Origin of the sequence: Oerskovia turbata, from assembly GCF_000718325.1 — a bacterium.
GTDB classification, from domain to species: domain Bacteria; phylum Actinomycetota; class Actinomycetes; order Actinomycetales; family Cellulomonadaceae; genus Oerskovia; species Oerskovia turbata.
Genome location: NZ_JOFV01000009.1, coordinates 45369 through 68786 on the forward strand (window position 1 = coordinate 45369; position 23418 = coordinate 68786).

The 23418-nt window shown below is 73.9% G+C and carries 23 protein-coding genes; 11 read left to right on the forward strand and 12 right to left on the reverse strand.

Annotation, left to right across the window (positions count from 1 at the left end; all coding sequences use genetic code 11):
* Positions 1–16: 16 nt before the first annotated feature.
* Genes IE95_RS0111400 through IE95_RS0111410 form a run of 3 tightly spaced genes read right to left on the reverse strand, consistent with a single transcriptional unit; the run spans position 17 to position 1901 of the window.
* Positions 17–1294, reverse strand: coding sequence for an RNA polymerase sigma factor (locus IE95_RS0111400; RefSeq protein WP_036571909.1), 1278 nt, complete (start codon positions 1292–1294; stop codon positions 17–19).
* Positions 1295–1316: 22 nt separating this feature from the next.
* Positions 1317–1487 carry a hypothetical protein gene (locus tag IE95_RS20430; RefSeq protein WP_157283428.1) on the reverse strand — a complete coding sequence of 57 codons (171 nt, stop codon included), beginning with the start codon at positions 1485–1487 and terminating at the stop codon, positions 1317–1319.
* Positions 1488–1490: 3 nt separating this feature from the next.
* Positions 1491–1901, reverse strand: a complete 411-nt coding sequence (locus IE95_RS0111410; RefSeq protein ID WP_051703030.1) for a YciI family protein — start codon at positions 1899–1901, stop codon at positions 1491–1493.
* Between the two features lie 161 nt (positions 1902–2062).
* On the opposite strand from IE95_RS0111410, the gene IE95_RS0111415 reads away from it, so the two are divergent.
* The 5 genes from IE95_RS0111415 to IE95_RS0111435 all read left to right on the forward strand — a co-directional run bounded on the left by IE95_RS0111415 (position 2063) and on the right by IE95_RS0111435 (position 4770).
* Positions 2063–3022, forward strand: a complete 960-nt coding sequence (locus IE95_RS0111415; RefSeq protein ID WP_030151755.1) for an alpha/beta fold hydrolase — start codon at positions 2063–2065, stop codon at positions 3020–3022.
* A gap of 162 nt (positions 3023–3184) precedes the next feature.
* On the forward strand, positions 3185–3397 hold the full coding sequence (locus IE95_RS0111420) for a DUF4244 domain-containing protein (protein WP_030151756.1): 213 nt from the start codon (positions 3185–3187) through the stop codon (positions 3395–3397).
* Between the two features lie 2 nt (positions 3398–3399).
* Entirely contained in the window at positions 3400–3780 is a 381-nt protein-coding gene (locus IE95_RS0111425; protein WP_030151757.1) for a TadE family type IV pilus minor pilin, read from the forward strand.
* Positions 3777–4130 carry an Rv3654c family TadE-like protein gene (locus IE95_RS0111430; RefSeq protein ID WP_051703032.1) on the forward strand — a complete coding sequence of 118 codons (354 nt, stop codon included), beginning with the start codon at positions 3777–3779 and terminating at the stop codon, positions 4128–4130. Before IE95_RS0111425 ends, IE95_RS0111430 begins: the two co-directional genes overlap by 4 nt.
* A 103-nt stretch (positions 4131–4233) precedes the next feature.
* Positions 4234–4770, forward strand: coding sequence for a hypothetical protein (locus tag IE95_RS0111435; RefSeq protein WP_030151759.1), 537 nt, complete (start codon positions 4234–4236; stop codon positions 4768–4770).
* Here the strand turns inward: IE95_RS0111435 and IE95_RS0111440 are convergent, their stop codons facing one another.
* On the reverse strand, positions 4771–7512 hold the full coding sequence (locus tag IE95_RS0111440; protein WP_084690162.1) for a DEAD/DEAH box helicase: 2742 nt from the start codon (positions 7510–7512) through the stop codon (positions 4771–4773).
* 161 nt (positions 7513–7673) lie between these two features.
* Positions 7674–9047 (reverse strand): M18 family aminopeptidase, encoded by a 1374-nt coding sequence (locus IE95_RS0111445; RefSeq protein WP_084690164.1) that lies wholly within the window; start codon positions 9045–9047, stop codon positions 7674–7676.
* 51 nt (positions 9048–9098) lie between these two features.
* Between IE95_RS0111445 and IE95_RS0111450 the strand changes: the two genes are divergently transcribed.
* The 3 genes from IE95_RS0111450 (at position 9099) to IE95_RS0111460 (ending at position 11944) form a co-directional block, all read left to right on the forward strand.
* Positions 9099–9899 carry a putative protein N(5)-glutamine methyltransferase gene (locus tag IE95_RS0111450; protein ID WP_051703033.1) on the forward strand — a complete coding sequence of 267 codons (801 nt, stop codon included), beginning with the start codon at positions 9099–9101 and terminating at the stop codon, positions 9897–9899.
* A gap of 10 nt (positions 9900–9909) precedes the next feature.
* Entirely contained in the window at positions 9910–11049 is a 1140-nt protein-coding gene (gene rlmC, locus IE95_RS0111455) for a 23S rRNA (uracil(747)-C(5))-methyltransferase RlmC (protein WP_030151763.1), read from the forward strand.
* Between the two features lie 109 nt (positions 11050–11158).
* The gene (locus IE95_RS0111460; protein WP_030151764.1) at positions 11159–11944 is read left to right on the forward strand and encodes a TetR/AcrR family transcriptional regulator; all 786 of its coding nucleotides are present in this window, start codon (positions 11159–11161) and stop codon (positions 11942–11944) included.
* Here IE95_RS0111460 and IE95_RS0111465 read toward each other — a convergent pair.
* Positions 11941–13125, reverse strand: a complete 1185-nt coding sequence (locus IE95_RS0111465; RefSeq protein WP_030151765.1) for a hypothetical protein — start codon at positions 13123–13125, stop codon at positions 11941–11943. The genes IE95_RS0111460 and IE95_RS0111465 overlap by 4 nt on opposite strands.
* Positions 13122–13721, reverse strand: a complete 600-nt coding sequence (locus tag IE95_RS0111470) for an RNA polymerase sigma factor (protein ID WP_030151766.1) — start codon at positions 13719–13721, stop codon at positions 13122–13124. The genes IE95_RS0111465 and IE95_RS0111470 overlap by 4 nt, the downstream gene beginning before the upstream one ends.
* Positions 13722–13864: 143 nt before the next feature.
* Here IE95_RS0111470 and IE95_RS18955 point away from each other — a divergent pair, with 143 nt between their 5' ends.
* On the forward strand, positions 13865–14650 hold the full coding sequence (locus IE95_RS18955) for a DUF998 domain-containing protein (RefSeq protein ID WP_051703034.1): 786 nt from the start codon (positions 13865–13867) through the stop codon (positions 14648–14650).
* A 13-nt stretch (positions 14651–14663) separates the two neighbouring features.
* On the forward strand, positions 14664–15512 hold the full coding sequence (locus IE95_RS0111480; RefSeq protein ID WP_030151768.1) for an alpha/beta fold hydrolase: 849 nt from the start codon (positions 14664–14666) through the stop codon (positions 15510–15512).
* Between the two features lie 7 nt (positions 15513–15519).
* On the opposite strand, the gene IE95_RS19645 is transcribed toward IE95_RS0111480, so the two are convergent.
* Complete coding sequence (locus tag IE95_RS19645; RefSeq protein ID WP_051703035.1) at positions 15520–17040, reverse strand: M15 family metallopeptidase; 1521 nt, start codon at positions 17038–17040, stop codon at positions 15520–15522.
* A gap of 331 nt (positions 17041–17371) precedes the next feature.
* Here IE95_RS19645 and IE95_RS20435 point away from each other — a divergent pair, with 331 nt between their 5' ends.
* Positions 17372–17602, forward strand: a complete 231-nt coding sequence (locus IE95_RS20435) for a hypothetical protein (protein ID WP_030151770.1) — start codon at positions 17372–17374, stop codon at positions 17600–17602.
* A 29-nt stretch (positions 17603–17631) separates the two neighbouring features.
* Here the strand turns inward: IE95_RS20435 and lysX are convergent, their stop codons facing one another.
* From lysX to IE95_RS21095, 4 genes are all read right to left on the reverse strand, one after another.
* Positions 17632–21033 (reverse strand): bifunctional lysylphosphatidylglycerol synthetase/lysine--tRNA ligase LysX, encoded by a 3402-nt coding sequence (lysX, locus tag IE95_RS0111495; protein WP_036571910.1) that lies wholly within the window; start codon positions 21031–21033, stop codon positions 17632–17634.
* 134 nt (positions 21034–21167) lie between these two features.
* Entirely contained in the window at positions 21168–22631 is a 1464-nt protein-coding gene (locus tag IE95_RS0111500) for a hypothetical protein (RefSeq protein WP_030151772.1), read from the reverse strand.
* Entirely contained in the window at positions 22628–23059 is a 432-nt protein-coding gene (locus IE95_RS21090) for an RNA polymerase sigma factor (protein WP_240666246.1), read from the reverse strand. Before IE95_RS21090 ends, IE95_RS0111500 begins: the two co-directional genes overlap by 4 nt.
* 34 nt (positions 23060–23093) lie before the next feature.
* Positions 23094–23333, reverse strand: a complete 240-nt coding sequence (locus IE95_RS21095; protein WP_240666247.1) for a sigma factor — start codon at positions 23331–23333, stop codon at positions 23094–23096.
* Between the last annotated feature and the right edge of the window lie 85 nt (positions 23334–23418).

Consider the following 23418-nt stretch of genomic DNA (forward strand, 5'->3'; position numbering starts at 1 on the left):
GCGGCGCATGCAGGGATCACCGCCCTGCGGCAGCACGCACCTCGGCCGACCGCCGCGTCAGGTGCTCACGCTCGGCCGCGTTGCCGCAGCGCCGGACGGCCTCCTCGAAGCACGCCGCAGCCTCGACCGGTCGGCCGGCCCGCGCCAGCAGCTCGGCCCGCGTCGCAGGCAGCCGGTGGTTCGTCCGCAGGACCTCGTCGATGCCCTCGAAGTCGTCGATCAGCGCGAGGGCGGCGACCGGCCCCTGCACCTCGGCGACCGCGACCGACCTCGCGAGCCGCACCATCGCCGAGCAAGTGACAACCTCCAGCTCCGCGTACAGGTCGGCGATCGCACCCCAGTCGGTGTCGGTGGCACGTCCCGCGACAGCGTGCGCGGCGGCGATCGACGCCTGGAGGCGGTACTCGTGCGCGAGGCCCGCGACGTCGTCGGGCACGGATGCGAGCAGCGCGAGACCCGACGCGATCTCCTCGCCGCGCCACCGCGACCTGTCCTGGTCCGCGAGCAGCACGAGCGACCCGTCCGCCGCGGCCCGCGCGTCCCGGCGCGAGTGCTGGAGCACCATGAGCGCGAGCAGCGCACGCACCACCGGGCGGCCCGGCAGCAGCTCGTCGAGCAGACGCCCCAGCCGGATCGCCTCGCCCGCGAGCGCGACCCGCAGGACGTCGGTCCCCGTGCCCGGCGCGTAGCCCGCGGTGAAGGTCAGGTACAGGACCGAGGCGACGTCGTCGAGCCGCTCGCCCAGCCGCTCGGGCGGCGGGACCTCGAACGGGATGCCCGCCGCGACCAGACGCTTCTTCGCACGCGTCAGGCGAGCGGCCATGGTCGATTCCTGGACCAGGAAGAGGCGTGCGATGTCCGGGACCGGCAGACCCGCGACGAACCGCAGCGTCAACGCCGTGCGCGCCTCGACCGACAGCGCCGGGTGGCAGCACGAGAAGACGAGCCGCAGCCGTTCGTCGGGCAGGTGCGCGCCGTCGTCGGGCGGGCCGGGCACTGCGTCCGAGGCGTCCGCCGCGGACCTCGCCTCCACGATCATGAGCGGGACCTTCTGGACGGCGACCGCCTCCGCGCGCAGGCGGTCGAGGACCCGCCGCCCTGCCGCGGTGCGCAGCCAGGCGGCGGGGGAGCCCGGCACGCCGTCGACGGGCCACGTGCGGGCCGCAGCGGCGAACGCGTCCGCGAGAGCGTCCTCGGCGAGGTCGGGGCGGCGGTAGCGCGCGACGAGCATCGCGAGCAACCGCGCCCAGTGCTCCCGCCAGGCGGCCGAGAGCGCGTCCTCGACCTCCGTCACCCGCGGCCTCCGAGGCGCCGGCTCACAGGGTCGTCCACGTCCACGACCGGGTGCAGCTCGACCGTGAGCTGCGGCAGGAGGGCGACGGCCTCGCCGCGAGCTCGTCGTGCTGCACCACGTACCGCGACCGCTCGTCCGCGGAGGCCGCGGCCCAGAGCTGCTCGTCCTCGTCCAGCAGGAGCACGACCTTCACAGGTCAGGCCTTTGCGCCGGCGGTCGACGCGACGGCGGCCTCGGGGTCGGTCGCGTCGTCGGGCCCGCCGTGATCGACCGTGGGGCGGATCTCGTACGTGCAGCCGTCGCCCGCGAACACCTCGTCGATGATCGTCGCGAGCCCGGGGAGGTCGTCGCTCACGACCAGGTAGAGGCCGCCGATCTGCTCGGCGAGCTCGGTGAACGGGCCCTCGGTCGTCCCGACGCCCGGGCGGACCAGGGTCGCCGTCCGGGCGGCCTCGAGCTCGACGCCGCCCGTGATGCGGTGCCCCTCGGCGACGACGCGGCGCGTGAACTCGTCGTGCTGGGCCATGATCTCCGCGGCCAGGTCCGGACGCATCGCGGGCGTGCCGTCCTCCGGGGCGTGGATGAGGATCGCGTACTCGGTGCTCATGTTTCCTCCAGATGAGTGGGTGGTGGGTGGGTCCTTCATCACGATGACGCGTGACCACCGACGGAATCGACAGCCGCTGCCGACCAGTCTCGCGGGAAGACGTGGCGGTCGCGCGGAGAACCGGACACGGGTTGACCGGTACCCGTGCGCACCATGGCGGCATGAACCCACCGACGACTCACCGTCTCCCCGACTTCCCCGAGCCCACCCTGGTAGCCGTCAACGGCGTGGAGCTCGAAGTCTTCGAAGCAGGCAGGCACAACGCCGGACGGCCCGTCGTGCTGTGCCACGGCTGGCCGGAGCACGCCTACTCCTGGCGCCACCAGGTACCCGCCCTCGTCGCGGCGGGCTATCACGTGATCGTCCCGAACCAGCGTGGTTACGGCGGTTCGTCCCGGCCGGCCGAGGTGACCGAGTACGACATCGAGCACCTGGCGGGAGACCTCGTCGCGCTCCTCGACCACTACGGCTACGAGGACGCCACGTTCGTGGGCCACGACTGGGGTGCGTTCGTCGTCTGGGGGCTGACCCTGCTGCACCCGCACCGGGTCGACCGGGTGATCAACCTGAGCCTGCCCTACCAGGAACGTGGTGAGCGGCCCTGGATCGAGCTCATGGAAGACGTGCTCGGCGGCGACTTCTACTTCGTCCACTTCAACCGCCGACCGGGCGTCGCGGACGCCGTGCTCGACGAGAACACGTCCCGGTTCCTGCGGAACCTGTACCGGAAGAACGAGCCGCTCAGAGCACCCGAGCCGGGCATGGCGTTGATGAGTCTCGCCAGGGCGGAGGAACCGCTCGGCGATCCCCTCATGAGCGACGCCGAGCTGGCCGTGTTCGTGGCCGCGTTCGAGGCGACAGGCTTCACGGGAAGCATCAACTGGTACCGGAACCTCGACCGCAACTGGCGCCAGCTGGCGGACGCAGACCCCGTCATCAAGCAACCCGCGCTCATGATCCACGGCTCCCGGGACATGGTCGCGAGGTCGGAGAGGCTCGCCGAGTTCGTGCCCGACGTGGACGTGGTCGACCTGGACTGCGGTCACTGGATCCAGCAGGAGCTGCCGGAGGAGACGAACCGGGTGATCCTCACCTGGCTGGCACAGCAGGACGCCACGTAGCGGCTCGGAGGGGCCCGCCGGACCGGGCCGGGCCGTCCACAGGACGCCTGCGGGGGGCTCCATCCACAGCGGCGCCGCTCGGCCCAGCGGCCCGGGGCCCGGGCCCGCCACAGTGGGCGGCACGGCGCGCGACGGGCGGGCCACGACCAGGAGGAGACACCCATGAAGGTTGTGCACGGAGCGAGAGCGGGGTGGGCGGGGCTGCTCGCCCGCGTCCGCGGCGAGGACCCGGAGGCCGGTCTCGCGACCGCCGAGTACGCGGTGGCGACCATCGCGGCGGTCGGGTTCGCCGGACTGCTCATCGCGATCCTCAAGAGCGGCGAGGTGCGCGAGATGCTGCTCGGCATCGTCCAGCGCGCCCTGTCGATCGGATGAGGGTGACGGCCACCAGCGTGCGGTGGCGGCTCGGGCGCAGGTTCTGCGACCGTGAACGCGGCACCGTGACCGCCGAGCTCGCGCTCGCGCTGCCCGCGGTCGTCCTCGTGCTGGTGGCCGTCCTCACGCTCGCAGCGGCGGCGAACGCGCAGCTCCAGGCCGCCGACGCCGCGCGCGCCGCCGCCCGGGCCGTCGCGATCGGCGAGGACGACGCGGCGGTGCGCGCCGTCGTCGGGCAGGTCGCCGGGCCCGACGCCACGGTGACCGTCACGCGCGTCGACCCGTGGGTCGAGGTGCGGGTCGCCCAGCCCGTGGTCGGCGGCTGGTTGTCGCGCTCTCCGCTCCAGGCGCGCGGGGCGGCGGTCGCGTGGAGCGAGCCGTGAGGCCACGCGACCGCGGCTCGGGAACCGTGCTGGCGCTCGGCCTCATCGCGGTCGCCCTGGTGCTGGGGCTCGCCCTCGCGGCGCTCGCCTCGGCCCAGGGGGCCCGCGGCAGGGCGCAGGCAGCGGCCGACCTCGCGGCGCTCGCCGCGGCGACCGCCCTCCAGCGAGGGTGGGAGGCCTGCCCGACGGCGCGGGAGACCGCGGAGCGCAACGGCGCCGTGGTCGTCACCTGCGACGAGCAGGGACGCGGGGTCGTCCGGGTCGACGTCACGCGCGAGGCGACGGGGTGGGCCGGGGTGCTGGGCACCGCGCGGGCTGCGGCACGCGCGGGACCGCTGTCGGCGCGGTGAGCGGACATCGACGGCCAGCGGCCGCCTGTGCCATGCTCCGCCCGGCTCGTTGTTCGAGGGTCCAACGACACCCGGGTCCCCGGGGCACCGGGCAGGGGGAGACATGGACATCACGATCGAGCGGCGCACCGTCGCGACGGTGCTGGGGGCGCTCGGGCTGGTCGGGGCCATCGGGCTGCTCACGACCCTTCTCCTGGGCGGTGAGCAGGCCCCCGCGCACGCGGCTCCGGCGAGCATGAACAGCGACCAGGCGCGGCGGATCACGCAGTCCCCGCACCAGGGGACCATGGCACTGCCCGTCGACTCTCCCCGGGCCGACTTCCTCTTCGTGACCCGTGTCGAGCGCGACCGGTTCGAGATGGCCTTCCAGCACGGCGGGCTGCAGATCGTGATCTGCGACCAGCCGGACGACGTCGACTCGGCCTGCTCGGGCGACGGTGTGCGGATGCTGCGTGACGAGGTGGTCGACGGGCGTCGTGTGCGCGTCGCCGAGATGGGCATCGCCGTGGACCTCGCGACGCACGTCGCGACCGAGTCCGAGCCGCACCACGTCGCGGTCTACGAGTACTGGACGGGTGTCACGCTCGCCCGTGGCGAGGTCCCTGCCTGGCTCGATGAGCAGGTGCTGCAGCAGGAGTGATCACGCGGGCGCGTACGCGAGCACCGCGTCGAGCAGGCGGACCGCCGTGGCCTTGTCCAGCGGGTTGTTGAAGTTGCCGCACTTGGGTGACTGCACGCACGCCGGGCAGCCGTCCGCGCACGGGCAGCGTGAGATCGCGGCCCGGGTCGCGCGCAGCCACGTCGCGCCCAGGTGGAACCCCCGCTCGGCGAAGCCCGCACCGCCGGGGTACGCGTCGTACACGAACACCGTCGCCTGCTCGGTGTCGACGTGCATCGCGGTCGAGACCCCGCCCAGGTCCCAGCGGTCGCACGTCGCGAGCAGGGGGAGGAGCCCGATCGACGCGTGCTCGGCCGCGTGCAGCGCTCCCGGCGCAGTGTCGGCGTCGATGCCGGCGGCCTCGAGCACGTCGGCCGGGACCGTCCACCACACGGCGGTCGTCGGGAGCGTGTGCTCGGGCAGGTCGAGCGGTTCGGTGCCCAGGATCTGCAGGTCCGGCAGGCGTCGGCGCTGGAAGCTCACGACCTGGCTCGTGACCTCGACCGGCCCGAACCCCCAGCCGATCGGCCCCCACCAGCGCTGGATCGCGGGGTGCGCGGCGTCGTTCGGGGCCGTGCCCTGCGGGACGGACGGCTGGTCGCCCGGGGTGGGCTCCGCCGTCGGGCCTGCGCTCGGCGACGCGACCTCGCCCGGTTCGAGCGGGGCCTCGCCCGGCTCGTCGTCGCGGACGCCGTGGATCGCGATCTCCGTGACGGAGCGCGACCACGTCCCGAAGTCGACGTCCCGGCGCGCGACGAGCGCGACGCCGTCCCGCAGGTCGAGGGACTCCACGACGTAGCTCACGCCCTGGTGGACGTAGACCGCGCCGTCGTGGACCGAGCCGTCGGCCGAGGCCGCGTCGACCGTGCCGAGCAGGCGCCCCGTGCCGGCCTCGACGACGCGCACGGGCGAGCCGCCCGAGCCGCGCAGGTCCGTCATCGCGGCGGCGGACCGGGCATGGGTCCAGTACCACCCGGACGCCCGACGGCGCAGCGCACCCCGCGCGACCAGCACGCCCAGGAGCTCGGTCACCGCGGCGGGGTCGCCGAACTGGGGGAGGTCGGACTGCCGGAGCGGGACCTCTGCGGCCGCCGCGCACAGGTGCGGCGCGAGGACGTACGGGTTGGCGGGGTCGAAGACGGTGGCCTCCAGGGGCGCCGCGAAGATCGCCTCGGGGTGGTGCACGAGGTAGGTGTCGAGCGGGTCCTCGCGCGCGACGAACGCGACCAGGCCGTCGGCCCCGGCCCTCCCCGCGCGCCCGGCCTGCTGCCAGACCGACATGCGCGTGCCCGGCCACCCCGCGATGAGCACCGCGTCGAGGCCCGAGATGTCGACCCCGAGCTCGAGCGCGTTGGTCGTCGCGAGGCCGCGGATCGCGCCGCTGCGCAGCGCCTGCTCGAGCTCCCGGCGTTCCTCGGGGAGGTATCCGCCGCGGTAGGCCGCGACGCGGCGTGCGAGCTGGGGCGAGACGACGCGCAGGTGGTCCTGCGTCTGGGTGGCAACAGCCTCGGCGCCTCGGCGCGAGCGCGTGAACGCGAGCGTGCGGGCCCCTGCTGCCGTGAGGTCGGCCAGGAGGTCCGCGACCTCGGCCGTCGCGGACCGGCGCGGGCGCTCGGGGGAGTCGCCCGGGGTCGCGGGCTCGTCGGGGTCGCGCGTGAGACCCAGCTCGTCGTGGGCCGTGGGGTCGATCAGCAGGGCCTCGGCGAGGGCCGCGTCGGCCGCCGGGTCGTTCGCCGCTGCCGCCCTGGCCTGCGCGGCCTCGTAGCCCAGGACCTCGGGTGGCTGCCACAGCGCGAACGTCTTGCGCCCGGCGGGGCTCGTGTCGGCGTCGACCGTGACGATCTGCTCGGGCGGGACCCCGATGAGGCGGCCCGCGCTCACGGCGGGGTCGGCCGTCGTGGCTGACGCGACGACGAACGTGAGACCTCTCCTCGGGGCGCTGCTGTCAGAACGAGCGTGACCTCGAGTGCTCGCTGGTTCTGACACGCTGGCCTGTGGCGCGGGCAGCGCCGGTGCGTAGTGCGCCGCGAGCCGTGCGAGGCGCCGCAGCACGAGGGCCACGTGGGCCCCGAACACGCCCCGGTAGGAGTGCCCCTCGTCGACGACGACGTAGCGCAGGTTGCGCAGGAACCGCGCCCAGCGCCGGTGGTTGGGCAGGAGCGCGAAGTGCAGGAAGTCGGGGTTGGTCAGGACGACGTCGGCGTACTCCTGCACCCACTTGCGCTCCTCGAACGACGTGTCACCGTCGCACGTCGAGACCTTGACGTCGCCCGTGCGGGAGGCGTCGAGGAGGCGTTGGAGGCCGTCGACCTGGTCGGCCGCGAGGGCCTTGGTCGGGCTCAGGTAGAGGACGGTGCCGCGCGTGCGGGCACTCTCGATCCGGCCCGGGGCCAGAGTCTCCGCCGCGCGGTCGGCGCGCACCGCGCTGAGCGCAGGCAACCAGAACGCGAGCGACTTGCCCGAGCCGGTCGACGTCGCGAGCGCGACGTGGCGCCCCGACCAGGCGGCCTCGGCGGCCTCGACCTGGTGCGACCACGGTCGATCGACGCCCATCGAGCGGTAGCCCGCGACGAGCGACGCGTCGGCCCAGGCGGGCCAGTCCGCCTGCCGCCCGGGGCGACCGGGCAGGTGCTCGACGTGCGTCAGCCGGTCGGCGCGGCGGCCGCCCGCGAGCAGGACGTCGAGGAGGACGCCCGGTTCCGGGGTTCGCGACGGGCTGGGCACGTCTCAGAGTCTCCCACCTGGCACCTGCGGGCACCGAACCGTCGAGCGGGCACTGCCCCGAGGGCGACGAGGCGGAACGTTCTGCGCGACGCGGTGCGCGAGGGCTTCTACCTCGCGCACCACGTTCTCCCTCGGTGACCGGTGACGGGCGTCCGCCGGTCTCAGCCCGCGAACACCTGCCCGATCGCGCGGGACAGGTAGTACGGGTCCGCGACGGCCGTGAGCTCGCGCGCCGAGTGCATCGAGAGGATGGGCGCGCCGACGTCGACCGTCCGGATACCGAGGCGGGTCGCGGTCAGCGGCCCGATCGTCGACCCGCACGGCACCGTGTTCTCCGAGACGAACTCCTGGCTCGGGACCCCGGCCGCCGCGCAGGCCGCGGCCCAGGCCGCTGCCCCGTGGGCGTCGGTCGCGTACCGCTGGTTGGCGTTGATCTTGAGGATCGGGCCACCGCCTGCCACGGGGCGGTTGGCCGGGTCGTGCCGCTCCGGGTAGTTGGGGTGGACCGAGTGCCCGACGTCGCTCGACACGCACAGCGACCCCGCGAGCGCGCGGTACCGGTCCTCGGCGCCGGCCCCGGACCCGCCGCTGATGCGCGACAGGACGTCCGCGAGGAACGGCCCGCTGGCCCCCGAGCGCGTCTCGCTGCCGATCTCCTCGTGGTCGAACGCCGCGAGGACCGCGATCGGTGCCTCACCGCCCGGGGTTCCGGTCTCGGTCCCGGCAGCCGCCTCCAGCAGCGCGACGAGTCCCGCGTGCACCGAGAGCAGGTTGTCGAGCCGTCCCGAGGCGAGCAGCTCCTCGTGCGCACCGAAGATCCGCGGCGCCTGCGTGTCCGCCACGACGAGGTCGTACCCGCCGACCTCCGCGGCCCGGACGCCCGCGTGCTCGGCGAGGAGCGCGAGCAGGTCGGCGTCGGGGGCGTCGGGCGCACCGAGGCCCCATACGGGCTGGGTGTGGCGCTGCTTGTCGAGCTTCAGGCCGTCGTTCGCGGTGCGGTCGAGGTGGATCGCGAGCTGCGGGATGCGCAGCAGGGGGCCGGTCCGCACGAGGTGGCTGCGGCCGTCGAGCGTCACGAGCCGACCGGCGAGCTCGAGCTCGCGGTCGAGCCACGAGTTGAGCAGCGGCCCGCCGTAGACCTCGACGCCGGCCTGCCACCAGCCCTCGCGGCCCGTGGTGGGCCTGGGCTTGAGCTTGAACCCGGGGGAGTCGGTGTGCGCGCCGAGGATCGCGAAGGGTGTCGTCGGGGTCGCGCCCGCGGGCGTGACCCAGGCGATGACGGCACCGTCCCGCACGACGACGTAGCGGCCCCCGGCGGCCTGCTGCGGCCAGGCGTCGGCCTCGTCGAGCAGCGTGAAGCCCGCCTCGACGGTGCGGCGCGCGACCTCGTGGGCCGCGTGGAACGACGAGGGCGAGGCCTCGACGAATCGTGCGAGGTCCTCCGCGTGGGCTCGCGCCTGCGGGGACGGGCCCCGTGGGGTGGCGACCACGGGAGGGGTGGGACGGGTGGGGGCGGGGGCTGCGTCGTCGGGCATGGGTCCATTGTCCGCCCGTGAGCGGGGCCGGGTAGTAGCGTGAGTCCCGCCATGAGCCCGTCAGACGTCGTGTCCACCCTGCGTGCTGCGGGGTGCGTGTTCGCCGAGGAGGAGGCCGACCTCCTCCGTGCGGCCGCCACCTCCCCGGCCGAGCTGGACGACATGGTGGCGAGCCGGGTGGCGGGGCTGCCCCTGGAGCAGGTCCTGGGCTGGGCGGAGTTCTGCGGGCTACGCATCCTGGTCGAGCCGACGGTGTTCGTGCCGCGACGCCGCACCGAGGTCCTCGCGTCGCTCGCGAGCGGGCTCACGGGGGAGCGCGCGACGGTCGTGGACCTGTGCTGCGGCACGGGCGCGCTGGGGGCGGTGCTGCGGGCGGCGCACCCGGGCATCGACCTGCACGCAGCGGACATCGATCCCGCCGCGGTGCGCAGCGCCCGCCGGAACCTCGATGGACAAGTGCACGAGGGTGATCTGTACAACGCCTTGCCGGTGCGTCTGCGCGGGAACGTCGACGTCCTCGTCGTCAACGCCCCCTACGTCCCGACCGACGCGATCGAGACCATGCCGCCCGAGGCGAGGATCCACGAGGCGCGCGTCGCGCTCGACGGCGGTCACGACGGCCTCGACGTGCACCGCCGCGTCGCCGCCGACGCAGCGTCCTGGCTGGCCCCCGGCGGCCACCTCCTGATCGAGACGAGCGAGCACCAGGCGCCCGTCGCCGTCGGGCTCCTCGAGCGTGCGGGACTCCTGGCGAGCATCGAGACCGACGACGAGCTCGGGGCGACGGTCGTGATCGGCGAGAAGCCGGTAGCGCCCCGGGACGGGGCCGTCCCGCCCAGGCCCGCCCCGTAGGATCGGGGGAATGCAGTGCCCCCACTTCGACGCCCACGAGTGCCGTTCGTGCACCCTCATGGGCCAGGGCTACGCCGCGCAGCTCGCCGACAAGCAGCGGCACGCGGGCGAGCTCCTCGCGGCGCACGCCGACCTGCGGTGGGAGCGACCGGTCGCGAGCCGCGAGTCGGGCTTCCGCAACAAGGCCAAGATGGTCGTCGGCGGCACGGTCGAGAGCCCGACGCTCGGCATCCTCGACGCCGGTGGACGCGGCGTCGACCTCCAGGACTGCGGTCTCTACCCGGCCGACCTCCAGGCCGTCCTCCCCGTCCTCGCGCACTTCGTCACCCGGGCGAGCCTCACGCCCTACGACGTGGCGACGCGGCGCGGTGAGCTCAAGAACCTGCTGGTCACGCAGTCCCCGGACGGCGAGCTCATGGTGCGCTTCGTGCTGCGCTCGCAGGAGCCGGTCTCACGCCTGCGCAAGCACCTGCCGAGCCTGCTCGACGCGCTGCCGCAGGCGCGCGTGGTGTCGGCCAACATCCTGCCCGAGCACAAGGCCGCGCTCGAGGGCGAGCACGAGATCCTGCTCACCGAGGCCGACACCTTGACCATGCGGGTCAACGGGATCGAGATGCACCTGCGCCAGCAGAGCTTCTTCCAGACCAACACCGAGGTCGCTGCGGCCCTGTACCGCCAGGGGCGCGAGTGGGTCGACGAGGCCGCGCCGGACAGCGTCTGGGACCTGTACTGCGGCGTGGGTGGTTTCGCGCTCCACTGCGCGACCCCTGGCAGGGAGGTGGTCGGGATCGAGTCGAGCCGCGAGGCGATCCTGAGCGCCGAGCGCAGCGCGGCCCAGGCAGGGCTCGACGACGTGACGTTCCGGGCCGGGGACGCCACGACGTTCGCCCTCGCGGCCCAGCACGACCCCGACCTCGTGATCGTGAACCCGCCGCGGCGCGGGATCGGCGCCGCGCTCGCGGGCTGGCTAGAGTCCTCGACCGTCCGGCAGGTCGTCTACTCGAGCTGCAACGCGGTGTCGCTGGCCCGCGACCTCGCCGCCATGCCGTCGCTGCGCCCCGTGCGGGGCCGCGTCCTGGACATGTTCCCGCAGACCACGCACTACGAGGTCATGGTCCTGCTCGAGCGCACCGGGACGGGCGCGGCCTGAGGCTCGTGCTGCGGCAGGGCCCGTACGATGTACGCAGAACATTCCCGACAGGTCGGGCACCCGTCGAAGCCCCCTCGACGCCCCCCGATCGCTCACGAGGAGCCAGCCCGTGCCGACCCCGACGCCCCCCGCGACCCCCCGCGACCCCGCACGCACCCTCGCGCTCCTGTGGGGCCTGCACGCCGATCGTGGCGCGAGGGGGCCCCAGCAGTCCCGGACGCCCGACGAGGTGGCGCGGGCCGCCGTCGGGCTCGCGGACTCGGAGGGCGCGCTCGCCGGGCTGTCCATGCGCAAGGTGGCCGCCGAGCTCGGGATCGGCACCATGTCGCTCTACACCTACGTCCAGAACAAGGACGACCTCGTCGACCTCGTGGTCGACCGCGCGTACGGCGAGCTCTACCCGCACGACGAGGCGCCCGGTGCCACGTGGCAGGACCGGCTGCGGTCGGTGGCCCGCGCCAACTGGGACCTCTTCGCGGCACACCCGTGGCTCCTCGACATCGACCTCGCCCGGCCCGTCCTCGGGCCGGGCGAGACCCGCAAGTACGACGTCGAGCTGCGGGCGATCGAGGGCGTCGGGCTCGACGACGTCGCGATGGACGCGACCGTGACGCTCGTCGTCGGGCAGGCGACCACCGCGGCACGCCGGGCCCGCGCGGCCCGCCACGCGCACGAGGAGAGCGGCCAGACCGACGACGAGTGGTGGGCCGTGAACGCCCCGCTCCTCGAACGGATCAGCGCCATGAGCACGTTCGCCGTGGCCGGGCGCGTGGGCGCCACGGTCGGCGAGGCGCAGCAGGCCGCGTACTCGGCCGAGGCCGAGCTCGAGTTCGGGATCGACCGCATCGTCGCCGGCGTGCAGGCGCTGGTGGCACCCACGCGCTCACCCCGCTAGCCCATGGCAGGGCTCTCGGCCGTGAGGCTGGAGAGATCTGCGGCGGACACCCTCCACGGTCCACCCACCACGGTGTCGAGCGTGGTCCCGGTGGCCGGCGAGATGTCGAGGCTGCCGTAGGCGACGACCTCCGACGGGTCGACGCCGAAGGGGAACTCGGGGCACGCGAGCATCAGCTCGAAGCTCACCGGCGCCGACTCGTAGGGGGCGAGCGTCGCCTGGAAGACCGGCTCCTGGACACCGATGGTCCTGGCCACCACGACCCCGTCGTGGACGAACACGACCGAGCTCCAGCCGCTGCCGCCCACCGTGACCGACGAACCGGTCCCGTTGTGGAGGAACAAGGAGAGGGGGGCCTGCTGGTCACCGGGCTGAGAGGTCTCCTGAGGAGAGGGCGCGTCGGCCGCCACCACGGAGACGAGCTGCAGCCCGTCCTTGACCACCAGGTTGTCGGGAACCGAGGCGCCGCACTCGAAGGCTCCCGAGGGGAAGCTGTCGACGATCTCGAGCTCGAAGGGCGCCGAGACGATCGTGACCGGCGTGCCGTCGGTGCCGTCCCAGGTGTCGAGGGCGTCGGGACCGGACAGCTCGTCGACCGGCAGCACACGGTAGGCCGTGTAAGTCCCCACCGGTGCCGCAGCGGGACCGTTGCCCTCGATGCCCGAGCAGGACTGGGCGCCTGCGACTCCCAGCACCTGGGAGTCTCCGGGGCCCACGTCGACCGGGACGAGCGGCTGGACCTCGGCCAGGGTCATCGCGACGACACGCCCGTCCTGGACCAGGACGGTGCGGGCCGTTCCGTTGGACGCGGCGAAGAACGGGTCGGAGGACCTGTTCGTGACCTCGACCTGCCCGCGGGAGACGTCGGTGAGCGTGAGCGTCGTCGTCGGGACGATGTCGCTCTCGGGCGTGCCGCACTGGATGGTGTCCCCTGCGAGCGGCTCCACGACGGCCGGTGCCTCCGCGGGGGCCGACGGGGCGGGTCGGAGCGCCGACCAGTCCACGACGCCCGCCGTGACGGCGACGGCGAGGGACAAGCCCCCCAGCCCGCTCGCGAGGGCGCCCCGACGCCGACGCCTGGAGCGATGCACCGCCAGGACGACGTCCTCGGGGGCAGGGCCGGTCGTGTCGTGCGCCACGGTCTCGCTCAGGGCGCTCAGCTCCTCGTCGATCCTGGTCATGAGTCTGCGCTCCGGGTGGTGGTTCGGGTGATGAGGGGGAGGACGGTCAGGTCGTCGTCGTGCGAGGTCGAGCCGTCCTCCAACGGACCGAGGAGCGACTCCAGCTTGGCGACCGCATGGTGCAGGTAGCGCTTGACCGTGCCGGGATGGAGGCCCATCCGCTCGGCCGTCTGCGGGACGGTCAGGTCGTCGAAGTACCGCAGGACGATGCACGTGCGCTCCTGCGGCGAGAGGTGCCCGAGCGCCGACCGGATGTCCTTGGCCTGCTCGGCGTCGGCGTGCTGATCGTCCCGTTCCGGGGTCGCGAACAGGTGCCGGACCGCTGCCCATCGGCGAGACCTCCGGTAGGCGTCGATGTGGAGCGAGAGGATGGTGCGCCGGACGTAGGCTTCGATCGCCTCGGGCGAGCCGTGGTCGCGCGTGCGGACGAACACCTTCACGAAGGCGTCCTGGACGAGGTCCTCCGCGGCCCTCTTCTCCCCCACGAGCAGGTAGGCGTAGCCGACGAGCGCGGGGCCCCGCGCACGGACAAGCTCGGTCAGGCGGTCGTCGGCCGCGCGGACGGGCCGTTCCGCGCCGGGGGCGCTGCTCGACATGGGGCTCCTTGGGGTAGAAGAACTATCCTCTCGTCACTGGAGACGAACAGGTCCGACGAAACGTTGTAGCAGGGACGGACGCACTTGCGAGCGACCGACAGGAGGCCGGTGGACGGCGGGGCGGGAGGACCAGTGGTGCGAGGATGACGGCACGCTCGACGACGGGCAGGACGCCTCTCGACGTGGTCGCCCAGGTCCTGCTGACCCTTGCCGGGATCCTCTACGTCGGCGTCGTGCTGGAGGCCGTCTCCGGGTGGCCGCTCGACCCGGCCCGCTCCTACCTGTCCGAGCTCGCGGCACGCGACCAGCCGACGTCCGCGCTCTTCCGCGGTGCTGATCTCGCCGCGGGCGCGCTCGTGGTCGTCGGGCTCGCGGTCCTGGCCGTCGCCCACCGACGTCGGCGTGCCGCAGGCTTCGCGGCAGCGACCCTCGCGCAGCGGGTGACGTTCTGGGCGCTCGTGGCGTTCGGGCTCGCGACCATGGTCGACGCCCTGCTGCCGCTCGACTGCGCGCTGTCCGTCGGGACCTGCGCCGCGCGCGAGGAGTCGGGTCACCTGAGCGCGGCGCACCACGCGCACACGGTCTCGAGCGTCGCGTCGGGGATCGGTTCGTTCGTCGCGAGCGCGGGGGTCGTCTGGCTCGCGCGTGCCCGACGGCGGACCGCCCTCGGGTTCTCGGCCCGCCTCGCGGGCGCCCTCGGGCCGGTCCTGGGGATCGTGACCGGCGCGATCGGCCTGTTCGGCAGCCCGTTGCCGCTCGGGACGGGAATCGCGCAGCGCGTCCAGATCGTCGCGTTCTCGGTCGTCCTGGTGCTCACCGTGCAGGTCCTGAGGATCCCGCAGCGCCGGGTGCGCCCCCGGCGGGCCCCCTCCGCGGAGGGAGCGGAGGAACTCACAGCCTCCGTCGAGGCGAGTCCCAGGGACGCATGATGGAGTGGGGTCCATGACGACGGCGACCCCGCCACCCACCACGTGGGTCATCCTGCCCGGCCTCCTGCTCGCCCCCTCCGACATGGAGCCCCTCGCCCAGGTCGTGCGGGAGCAGCACCCGGCCGCGACCGTGCTCGTGCTCGACGCGTGGGAGACGGCCGTGACCGCGCCCGTCGCCGCGATCCGTGCTTCGCTGGGCCTGGACGGGCAGCACGCCCCCGCGAGCATCGGGCTCGTGGGGCACAGCGTGGGTGGGCTCGCTGCGATCGAGTGGGCGCTGACCCACCCCGAGGAGCTCGGAGCCGTCGTGCTCCTCGACCCGACGGCGCCCTTCGTGCCGCGACGCCCCGAACGCCCCGCCCCGGTCGGGGCGACGCTGCTCGCGGAGAGGGTGCTCCACGCGGGCGGCAGCCTGCTCTCGCGCTGCGCAGCGGTGACGAGGCGCGGGCCTGCGCTGCGCCGTCGGGCCTGGTACGACGGGACGCACCGCCCCGACCCCATGCCCGACGACGAGGCCGCCCGCCGCTACGGCACGCCCGAGGCGTGGCGACTCCTCATGGGGCAGTACGAGCAGAGCTGGTCGCAGGCCGAACGCGTCACGGCCCTGTTCGCCGACCGCTCCGACGCGCTCGACCGCCTCGCGGTCCGCCCCGTCCAGCTCGTCGGGTGGGGCAGCCGCGGCCAGGGGGCGTTCCTGCGGGAGGAGCGCGAGCTCGGGGCGCGCCTCGGCGCGAGGGTCTACGGGATCCCGGGCGAGGGGCACATGTTCCCGCTCACCCGGCCCGACGTCGTCGCGCAGGTCCTGCGAGGAGAGGTTCCGGACGGGGCGCTCACGCCCGACGCGGACGCGGCGTTCCGCTGAGGGGCCGCTACCAGCCTGCCGCGTACTCGAAGTGCCAGGGCTCGGGCTTGGACCCGTTGGGGCGAGCCCACGCGGGGTTGTCCCACCCGTACAGCGGGGCGTTGGCGCGCAACCACTTGTACTGGGCCGAACCGGGGCTCGACGCCGGGGCTGCGAGATCGATCGCGAGGCCCCACCCGTGGTTCGACGTCCCCGGGACGGCCGCGAGACCGGGCTTGGCGGCTCGCGTCGCGACCTGCTCCGAGTAGGAACGGTAGGTGTCCGTCAGCGGGATCGAGGTGCCGAAGCGCTGTGCGTACGCCGCGGACAGCTCCTCGAGCATCGCGGCCGCGTCGCAGCGCAGCGAGTGGTTCCGGGCGAACGACAGCGACGTGAGGGCCGACGCCGGGATCTTGCCGTTGGAGAAGTTGGTGGAGCCGCACTGGTCGAGCAGCGTCGCCGCACGGGTCCGACGCTCGGCCGCGAGCTCGGCCGGTGTCGCGGGGGCCGGCGTGACGACGGACTGGGACGGCTCACCGAAGTCGTTGAGCTGCATCGCCACGTTGTTCATCGCCTGGCCGAGGTCCGCGGTCGTGAGCGGGCCGGTGGCCGCACCCTCGCCCTGCGCGACCGTCGTGTCGGCGACCTCGGCGCTGTCCGCGAGGGACGTGCGCTCGTTCGAGCGGGACGCGCGCTGCGAGCCCTCGCTGCGCTCGGCGAGGATCTGGTCCTTGAGGGCCGCGAGCTCCGCACGCGCGGTCTCGAGCTCGTGCGTGGAGGCCGAGGACGCCTCGGCACGCGCCAGGAGGGCCTCCGCCTTGGCGATCATGTCGTCCTCGGTGGCACCGGCCTGACCGGCGAGCGTCGTGGTGTTCCCGCCCTCGTCGTCCGCGAGGTCGGCCTGTTGCCCACCGGGGGCGAGGTCGCCCGACGCCGTGCCGGGGATGATCATGGGCACGCAGGCCAGGGCACCGACGAAGGCGGCGCCCGTCGCGGCACGCGCCACGAGACGCGAGCCGAACAGGGTGCCACGGGCCGGTGTCGCGGGGGCCACGGGGGTGGACCCGGTCGTGGGGCCGCCCGTCTTGCGCTCGCGTCGGCTCAGCGGCGGGAAGACGGGGTCGGTGATCAGGGTGGCGGGGGCGTCCGCGGAGGCGGTGACGACCGGCGTGGGGGTCGAGCGCAGCGGCGTCGGGGCCGGGACCAGGACGACGGGGATCTCGCCGGACGGCGTCCGGATCGGGGCGGCGGGCTCGGGGGCCGCGCGCAGGATGCCGGTCGGTGGGAACGGGGACGTGCGAGGGGCAGCGGCGACGGCCGCTGCCGGTGCGACGGCTGCTGCCGGTGCGACGGCCTGCGGAGCGGGGGCCGTCGCGGGGCGCGAGGTGCTGGCGTGCCTGTGCTCGACCCGCAGGTGGTCGGCGTGGGGGCGTCCCTCGAGTCCGGCCGCGGCGAGCTCTCGCGCGCGGAGCTCGGCCTGACGTTGACGCCGCGTGGGGGTCGGCGCGGCGCCGTGCGGGCGCTGCTGGACCGGTGCGGACGTTTCCACCTGACGTGACTCCTGTGCTCTGGGACGGCCTCCGGCGGGAGGTCGGTAGCGACTTCGTGGTGCGGGAGCCAGTGGTCGTTGCCGTCCGTCGTGCGCCCGATCGCGGCCTACGTTACCCGTTCGTTATCGATGTGTGTGACGCCGCCGACCCCCGAGGTGACAGGGACCGCATGGTGGTGCGGAAAACTCGTCCGATCCCGTGGTCGTCCGGCCCTCGTCGGGCCTTCGTCGGGCCTTCGTCGGGCCCTCGTCCGGCCCTGCGCCTCGACGACGCGTGTCCGGTACGTCATGGTGGGTGCGGAGCGACCGCCGACCGGAACGAGGGAAGACGATGCTGTACCTGTTCGCCGTGGTCTTCGGGGCCGCGACGGGAGTGGTTCTCGACCATCTCAAGCAGGAGCGCGCCGCGACGGCGATGCTCGCGCTCGTGCTCGCCTTCGGTGCCGGGGGCGGGGCGTTCGGTGCGGTGGCGGACGCCCCGTTCGCGGTCGGGGTCGCACTGGTCTCGCTCGCGCCCGGGATGCTGCTCGGCGCGGGGCTCCGGCGCGTGGCCACGCGCTGACCCCGGGCCCCGACCGGGCCCCGACCGGGTCAGCCCCGCCCCGACGGCCTCACGAACGGGAACGCGAGCGTCTCGCGGATGCTCGCCCCGATGAGCATCATGTAGACGCGGTCCACCCCGATCCCGAGCCCGCCGGTGGGCGGCATCGCGAACTCCAGGGCGGACAGGAACTCCTCGTCGACCTCCATGGCCTCGGGGTCGCCCGCCGCGGCGAGCAGCGACTGCTGCGTGAGGCGGTCGCGCTGGTCCACGGGGTCGATGAGCTCGGAGTACGCGGTGCCCAGCTCGGCGCCGAACGCCACGAGGTCCCACCGCTCGGCGAGCCGCGGGTCGCGGCGGTGCGTGCGGGTCAAGGGCGACGTCTCCAGGGGGAAGTCCGTGTAGAACGTCGGCTCGACCGTCTGCCCCTCGACGAACGCGTCGTACAGCTCGGTCACGATCGCCCCGTGCGTCATGTCCGGCGTGAAGTGGACCCCCCTGTCCTCGCAGATCGCCTGGAGCGTGGCCATCGGGGTGTCCGGGGTGACCTCCTGGCCCACGGCCTCGGACACGGCCCCGTGCACGGTGCGGACCGGCCACTCGCCGTCGAGCCGGACCACGGTCCCGTCAGCCCGCCGCGAGACCGGTTCGCCGTGCACCGCGATCGCGGCCTCGACGATGAGGTCGCGCGTGAGCTCGCGCATCGTCGTGTAGTCGCCGTACGCCTGGTACGCCTCGAGCGACGTGAACTCGGGGTTGTGCGTCGCGTCGACGCCCTCGTTGCGGAAGTTGCGGCCCAGCTCGAAGACCCGCCCGACGCCACCGATCGCGAGCCGCTTGAGGAAGAGCTCGGGCGCGATGCGCAGGTACAGGTCGAGGTCGTACGCGTTGATGTGCGTCGTGAAGGGCCGGGCGTTCGCACCGCCGTGCACGCGCTGCAGGATCGGGGTCTCGACCTCGATGAAGTCGCGCGCCGCGAGCGAGTCGCGCAGCGACTTCACGGCCGCGCTGCGCCCGCGCAGGATCTGCGCCGTCCGGGTGTCGAGGGCCAGCTCCATGTGCTTGAGCCGCACCTTCGCCTCGGCGTCGGCGAGCCCGCGGTGCTTGTCGGGCGGCGACGTGAGGGCCTTGGACGCCATCTGCCACGCGCTCGCGTGCAGGGACAGCTCGCCGCGGCGGCTGCGGGTCAGGTCACCCGTGACGCTCACCTGGTCGCCCAGGTCGACCGCGCGGCGCCACAGCCCGAGGTCGGGTCCGGGCCGGTCGGCCGTGAACATGACCTGGATCTCGTCGACCCCCTCGCGCAGGTCGGCGAAGATCACACCGCCGTGGTCGCGCAGACGCACCACCCGCCCGACGACGGACAGGTCGCCCCGGGTGGCCACGTCGCCCGGTGAGGTGCTCGCCCCGGCCGGTGCGGCGCCGTCGGGCAGCGGTGCGTCCTGCGCCCGGCCGAGCGGTACGCCCCGTCGCACGGCCTCCGCGATCGAGACGGTGCGCGGGACGGCGACGGGGTACGGCTCCATGCCCGCCGCCCGCAGCACACCGAGCTTCGCGTGGCGCGTGGCCTGCTGCTCGGTCAGGCGACGCGTGGGCGCCGAGACGGTGAGCAGCGCGGTCTCCTGGGCACGCACGGCCTCGGCGAACGCGGCCGAGACCTCGGGCCGGTGCAGGTCCGGCGAACGGTCGCGGCGGTGGAACAGGCTCGGGGCGTTCGGCAGGAAGCCCTCGGCCTGGCCCACCGCGAAGATGATCTGCGTGAGCTGGCCCGCGTTCTGGAAGCACAGGAGGCGCGGCTTCCAGTCCGGCAGGTACTTCTCGTTCGACTTGTACAGCGAGTCGAGCTGCCAGAACCGGGACGCGATCAGCAGCACACGGCGGTTGAACCGTTGGACCGGGGTCGCACCGATCCGCGCGCCCTGCTCGAACGACCCGCGGAACATCGCGAAGTTCATCGAGATGCGGTCGATGCCCGTGCCGCGCCCGGCGGCGACGAGCTCGGTGACCATGAGCTCGGTGACGCCGCTGACGGCCTGCGGGTGGCGACGCATGACGTCGAGCGACAGGCCACGGCGCCCCCAGGGCACGAACGACAGGAGCCCGCGCGGGTTCCCGTCGGCGTCGTGCGCGGAGACGATCATCTCGCGCGGGTCCGCGGCGTCCCCGAGGCGGCTCAGCGACATCGAGAAGCCACGCTCCTCGCCGTGGCGCCACTCGTCGGCCGCGGCGACCAGGGCCGCGAGCTCGTCGGCCGGGATCTCGGCCTGGCGGCGGACCAGGACCCGGTAGCCCTCACGCTCGGGGCGCGCGACAGCGTGACGCACCGACCTCATCGCGGGACCGTCGAGCGTGAACGTCCGCGTGTTGATGATCGCCTCGTCGCCCAGCGCGATCGGGTGCAGGTCCACGGCCTGGTAGGCCTTGGCGCCGAGCTCGCTCGTCGAGAGCACCGCGGGCACCCAGCCGAAGCGCCGGGCGTGCGCGCGCCACTGCTCGATCGCGTCGGGCCAGCTCGCCTTGTCGCCGATCGGGTCGCCCGCGGCGAGGCACACGCCCGAGATGACCCGGTAGGTCACGGCCGCGCGCTGGTCCTGGGAGAAGATCACGCTGCGGTCCCAGCGCGTCGCGAAGTACTCGAGCGAGTCGTCGCTGGGGTGCTCCAGCAGGAGCTTGCGCACAGCGAGCTCGTCGGCCGCCTCGACCTTGGCGTCATGAGGGGCCGACCGCATGAAGACCGCGATCGCGAGCACCAGGGCGAGCGCCGAGATCAGCCCCGCGACCAGGGCCAGCCAGCCGGGCCCTGAGCCGTCGGCGTGCAGCGGGTAGTCGCTGGGCTTGAGACCGAGCGCGACCGACAGGCTCCAGTTCACCCGGTCGCGCATCCCGTGCAGCGTGTGCGGGAAGACCTCGAGCAGCAGGAGCGTGAGGAGCGCCGAGACAGCAACCCCGCCCACGAGCACCAGGATCGCCCGCCACCACGCACCCTTGCTGACCCGGGCAGGGAACGCAGACCGGGCCGCGATCAGCAGGACGACCGCCGCGACGGCCACGACCCACGACGCGATCTCGAGCGGCGACAGCACCAGACCGTCCGCCCGCAGCGCCTGCTTGTCCTCGTCGAAGACCCACAGCAGGCCCACCGCGAGCCCCAGCACCGCGACCGGGAACTGCCACACGATCACGACGAACCACAGGGCGGCCCGCTGCCGGCGCAGCAGGCCGCTCGCGATCACCCCGACCAGGACCACCGAGAACACGCTCGGGAACGTGGGGATGTTCAGGACCGCCAGCCAGTCGCTCACCGTCCGCACGAAACCGGGAGCGAACAGCAGCAGGACCAGCGCGAGCACGAGCCAGAAGGCCACGGCCTGCACGATCCGCCCCGCCCACGAGGCGACGGTCTCCGCCCACGGCGGTGCGGACGTGCGGGAGAGAGAGGTCGAGCGGGGCATGCGTGCTCCTCGAAGGCCGGCGGTGCAACCATTCAAGCGCAGGAGCGGTGTTCGCGAGAGGTGTGGCGCGGCGTGGCCCCGTTCGACCGGGGGAGATCCTCGGGCGTTCGGGGCCGTCGCCGGCCGGGTCGGTGTCAGTGGTCCCAGAAGACCGAGCACGCCCCGACGAGGGCGTCTCCGCCGAATCCCGTCGTCCGCATGACGTCCGCGGTGGTGACCGCCGCCCACCAGACGCGCGGTGAGTCGATCCACCGGGACCGGATCTCGGGGTAGACCGACGAGGTCGCGGCAGGCTCCGTCGCGTCGTACAGGGCGAGAACGTCCTCCTCCCAGGCGGACACCGTCGCGGACGACGCTCCTTCGACACCGTTCAGGCTGTCGAAGTGGGCCGCGCAGACGGCTTCGTCGGTGCTGGCGGGGGGCTCGGTCGGCGTCGGGCCGTCGACCACCTGGAGGACGAGCGTCGGGGTGCCGCCGGAGTCGTCGAGGGTCACGGAGTAGGTGCCGACCAGTCGTGCGAACGACTGGGCGTCCTCCGGGTGGTCGATGAACTTCCTCCCCCCGTGGACCACCAGCTCCCACCCGTCGTCGCTGGTCGTGCGGGACCGCTCGCCGACGTCGTCGTTGCGGGCGACCCTGACCGTCAGGGTGCCGTCCGGGCCCTCGGTGAGGGGGTGGGGGACCTCGCCGACGAAGAGGTCGACAGCGGCCGGCGCTCCTGCTGCCGCGGCCTCACGGAGAGCCTCGAAGACGGGCGACGTGTCCGTGGAGAGGACGTCCCGGACGACGACGGGGTCCGGCTCGGAGGTGATCGTCAACGGGACCGGGTCGGCGACGAGCCAACCGTCGAACAGCTTCCCCGTCGTCTCGTCGCCCCACGTCCCGTCCGGCTGCAGGACCGAGTAGCCGGTCAGGGGGAGGCGGTGCAGCGCGAACACCTCGTAGGCGCCTGCGGGGAGCGGGGTGGGCTGCGTGCCAGCGGGGTCGCACGCTGCGACCGCTGCGACACCGATCTCCCAGGTGGTCGCGGAACCGGGAGCGGGCGTGGCTTCGCCCGTGGTCTGCGCGACGGGCAGCGAGGTGCTCACGATCACGCCGCCCTGGGCGATCACGTACGCTCCGGCCGCCGTGTCGTCGTAGCGCAGGCGTGCGTCGTCACCGAACGCGACGGTGACCGGTGCGGTCACGGTCGACGAGGTCCGCACCGTGAGGTCGGGGACGTCGGTGCTGAGAAGGGCCGGCAGGTCGTCGCCCGTGGGGACCGGGGCGGGTTGCCGGCACGTGAGCGCTGCGGCGTCGATCCCGGCGGGGAACGTCGGCAGGGGAGCGGGCGTCGGCGAGGGCGTGTCTGCCGGCGCGACCGGCTCGGGCCGGGCGTCCTGCGGGAGCGAGACCGCGGCGACGCCGAGCACACCGGCGACGCACAGGGTCGTCGCCCCGAGGGCGACCTTCTTCGCTGCCCGACGGCGTCGCGTGCGTCCGCGGACGACGTCGAGGTGGGCGTCGAGACCGGGCAGTGACGCGTCGTCGACCAGGTCGCGCAGCGCGCGGCCCAGGTCGTCCCCGTGGTTCGAGGGTCCGTGGTCGGTGGTGCTCACTTCGTGCTCCTCCCGTTCGTGGTGCGCTGCGCCTTCCCGACGGGATACGTCGAGACGGGGGGCCTTGCGGCGGCGGGCACGGGTCGGGGCGTGCCTGCGGTGCTCTGGGGCGAGGCCGGGGTGCCGGCTCCCAGCGTCTGCTGCATGACGGCCATCGCGTCCGACAGGTGACGCTTGACCGTCCCCTCGGCGCACCCGAGCTCCTCGGCGATGCGCGGGACCGTCAGGTCCTCGTAGTAGCGGAGCACGACGCACGCGCGCTGCCGCGGAGTCAGCCGGGCGAGCGCCCTGGCGGTGTCGGCACGGGCCGACGCGGGCGCCTCCGGTCCGGCGACGCCCTCTCGCTGCCCGACGAGATGCCGTAGCCCGAGCCAGTGCCGTCGGCGGCGGTACCCGTCGAGGTAGAGCGTGAGGATCGCCTTGCGCACGTACCCCTCGAGGTGCGCGACGGGGCGGTGCGCCTCACGCCCGGCCGCGTCGTCGAGCGTGAAGAGCCGCGTCCCGCCCGACGGCGAGCCGGGGCGGGGCCTGCCGCTCCGTCGTCGGGCCCCTGCCGCGGAGCCTCGAGAACACCTTGACGAGCGCGTCCTGCACCACGTCCTCCGCGTCGCGCCTGTTCCCGCAGAGCAGGTAGGCGTACCCCACGAGCGCGTCACCGCGCCGGCTGCTCAGCGCGGTGAGCTCGTCGTCCCAGTCGGCCACCGTTCCCCCCTTCTTCCGTCCGACCGCCCCTGGTGGGCGGTGTCACTGATCATGACGCCCGGCACCCGTGGATCGTTGGGGGTGA

What these genes read in the sequence shown, in the direction of transcription:
- IE95_RS0111435 (WP_030151759.1), top strand. Translation starts at nt 4,234, where the DNA reads ATGGACATCACGATCGAGCGGCGCACCGTCGCGACGGTGCTGGGGGCG.
- IE95_RS0111450 (WP_051703033.1), top strand. Translation starts at nt 9,099, where the DNA reads ATGAGCCCGTCAGACGTCGTGTCCACCCTGCGTGCTGCGGGGTGCGTG.
- IE95_RS0111465 (WP_030151765.1), bottom strand. Translation starts at nt 13,125, where the DNA reads ATGACCAGGATCGACGAGGAGCTGAGCGCCCTGAGCGAGACCGTGGCG.
- rlmC (WP_030151763.1), top strand. Translation starts at nt 9,910, where the DNA reads ATGCAGTGCCCCCACTTCGACGCCCACGAGTGCCGTTCGTGCACCCTC.
- IE95_RS0111420 (WP_030151756.1), top strand. Translation starts at nt 3,185, where the DNA reads ATGAAGGTTGTGCACGGAGCGAGAGCGGGGTGGGCGGGGCTGCTCGCC.
- IE95_RS0111470 (WP_030151766.1), bottom strand. Translation starts at nt 13,721, where the DNA reads ATGTCGAGCAGCGCCCCCGGCGCGGAACGGCCCGTCCGCGCGGCCGAC.
- IE95_RS0111410 (WP_051703030.1), bottom strand. Translation starts at nt 1,901, where the DNA reads ATGAGCACCGAGTACGCGATCCTCATCCACGCCCCGGAGGACGGCACG.
- IE95_RS0111445 (WP_084690164.1), bottom strand. Translation starts at nt 9,047, where the DNA reads ATGCCCGACGACGCAGCCCCCGCCCCCACCCGTCCCACCCCTCCCGTG.
- IE95_RS0111415 (WP_030151755.1), top strand. Translation starts at nt 2,063, where the DNA reads ATGAACCCACCGACGACTCACCGTCTCCCCGACTTCCCCGAGCCCACC.
- IE95_RS20435 (WP_030151770.1), top strand. Translation starts at nt 17,372, where the DNA reads ATGCTGTACCTGTTCGCCGTGGTCTTCGGGGCCGCGACGGGAGTGGTT.
- IE95_RS0111480 (WP_030151768.1), top strand. Translation starts at nt 14,664, where the DNA reads ATGACGACGGCGACCCCGCCACCCACCACGTGGGTCATCCTGCCCGGC.
- lysX (WP_036571910.1), bottom strand. Translation starts at nt 21,033, where the DNA reads ATGCCCCGCTCGACCTCTCTCTCCCGCACGTCCGCACCGCCGTGGGCG.
- IE95_RS18955 (WP_051703034.1), top strand. Translation starts at nt 13,865, where the DNA reads ATGACGGCACGCTCGACGACGGGCAGGACGCCTCTCGACGTGGTCGCC.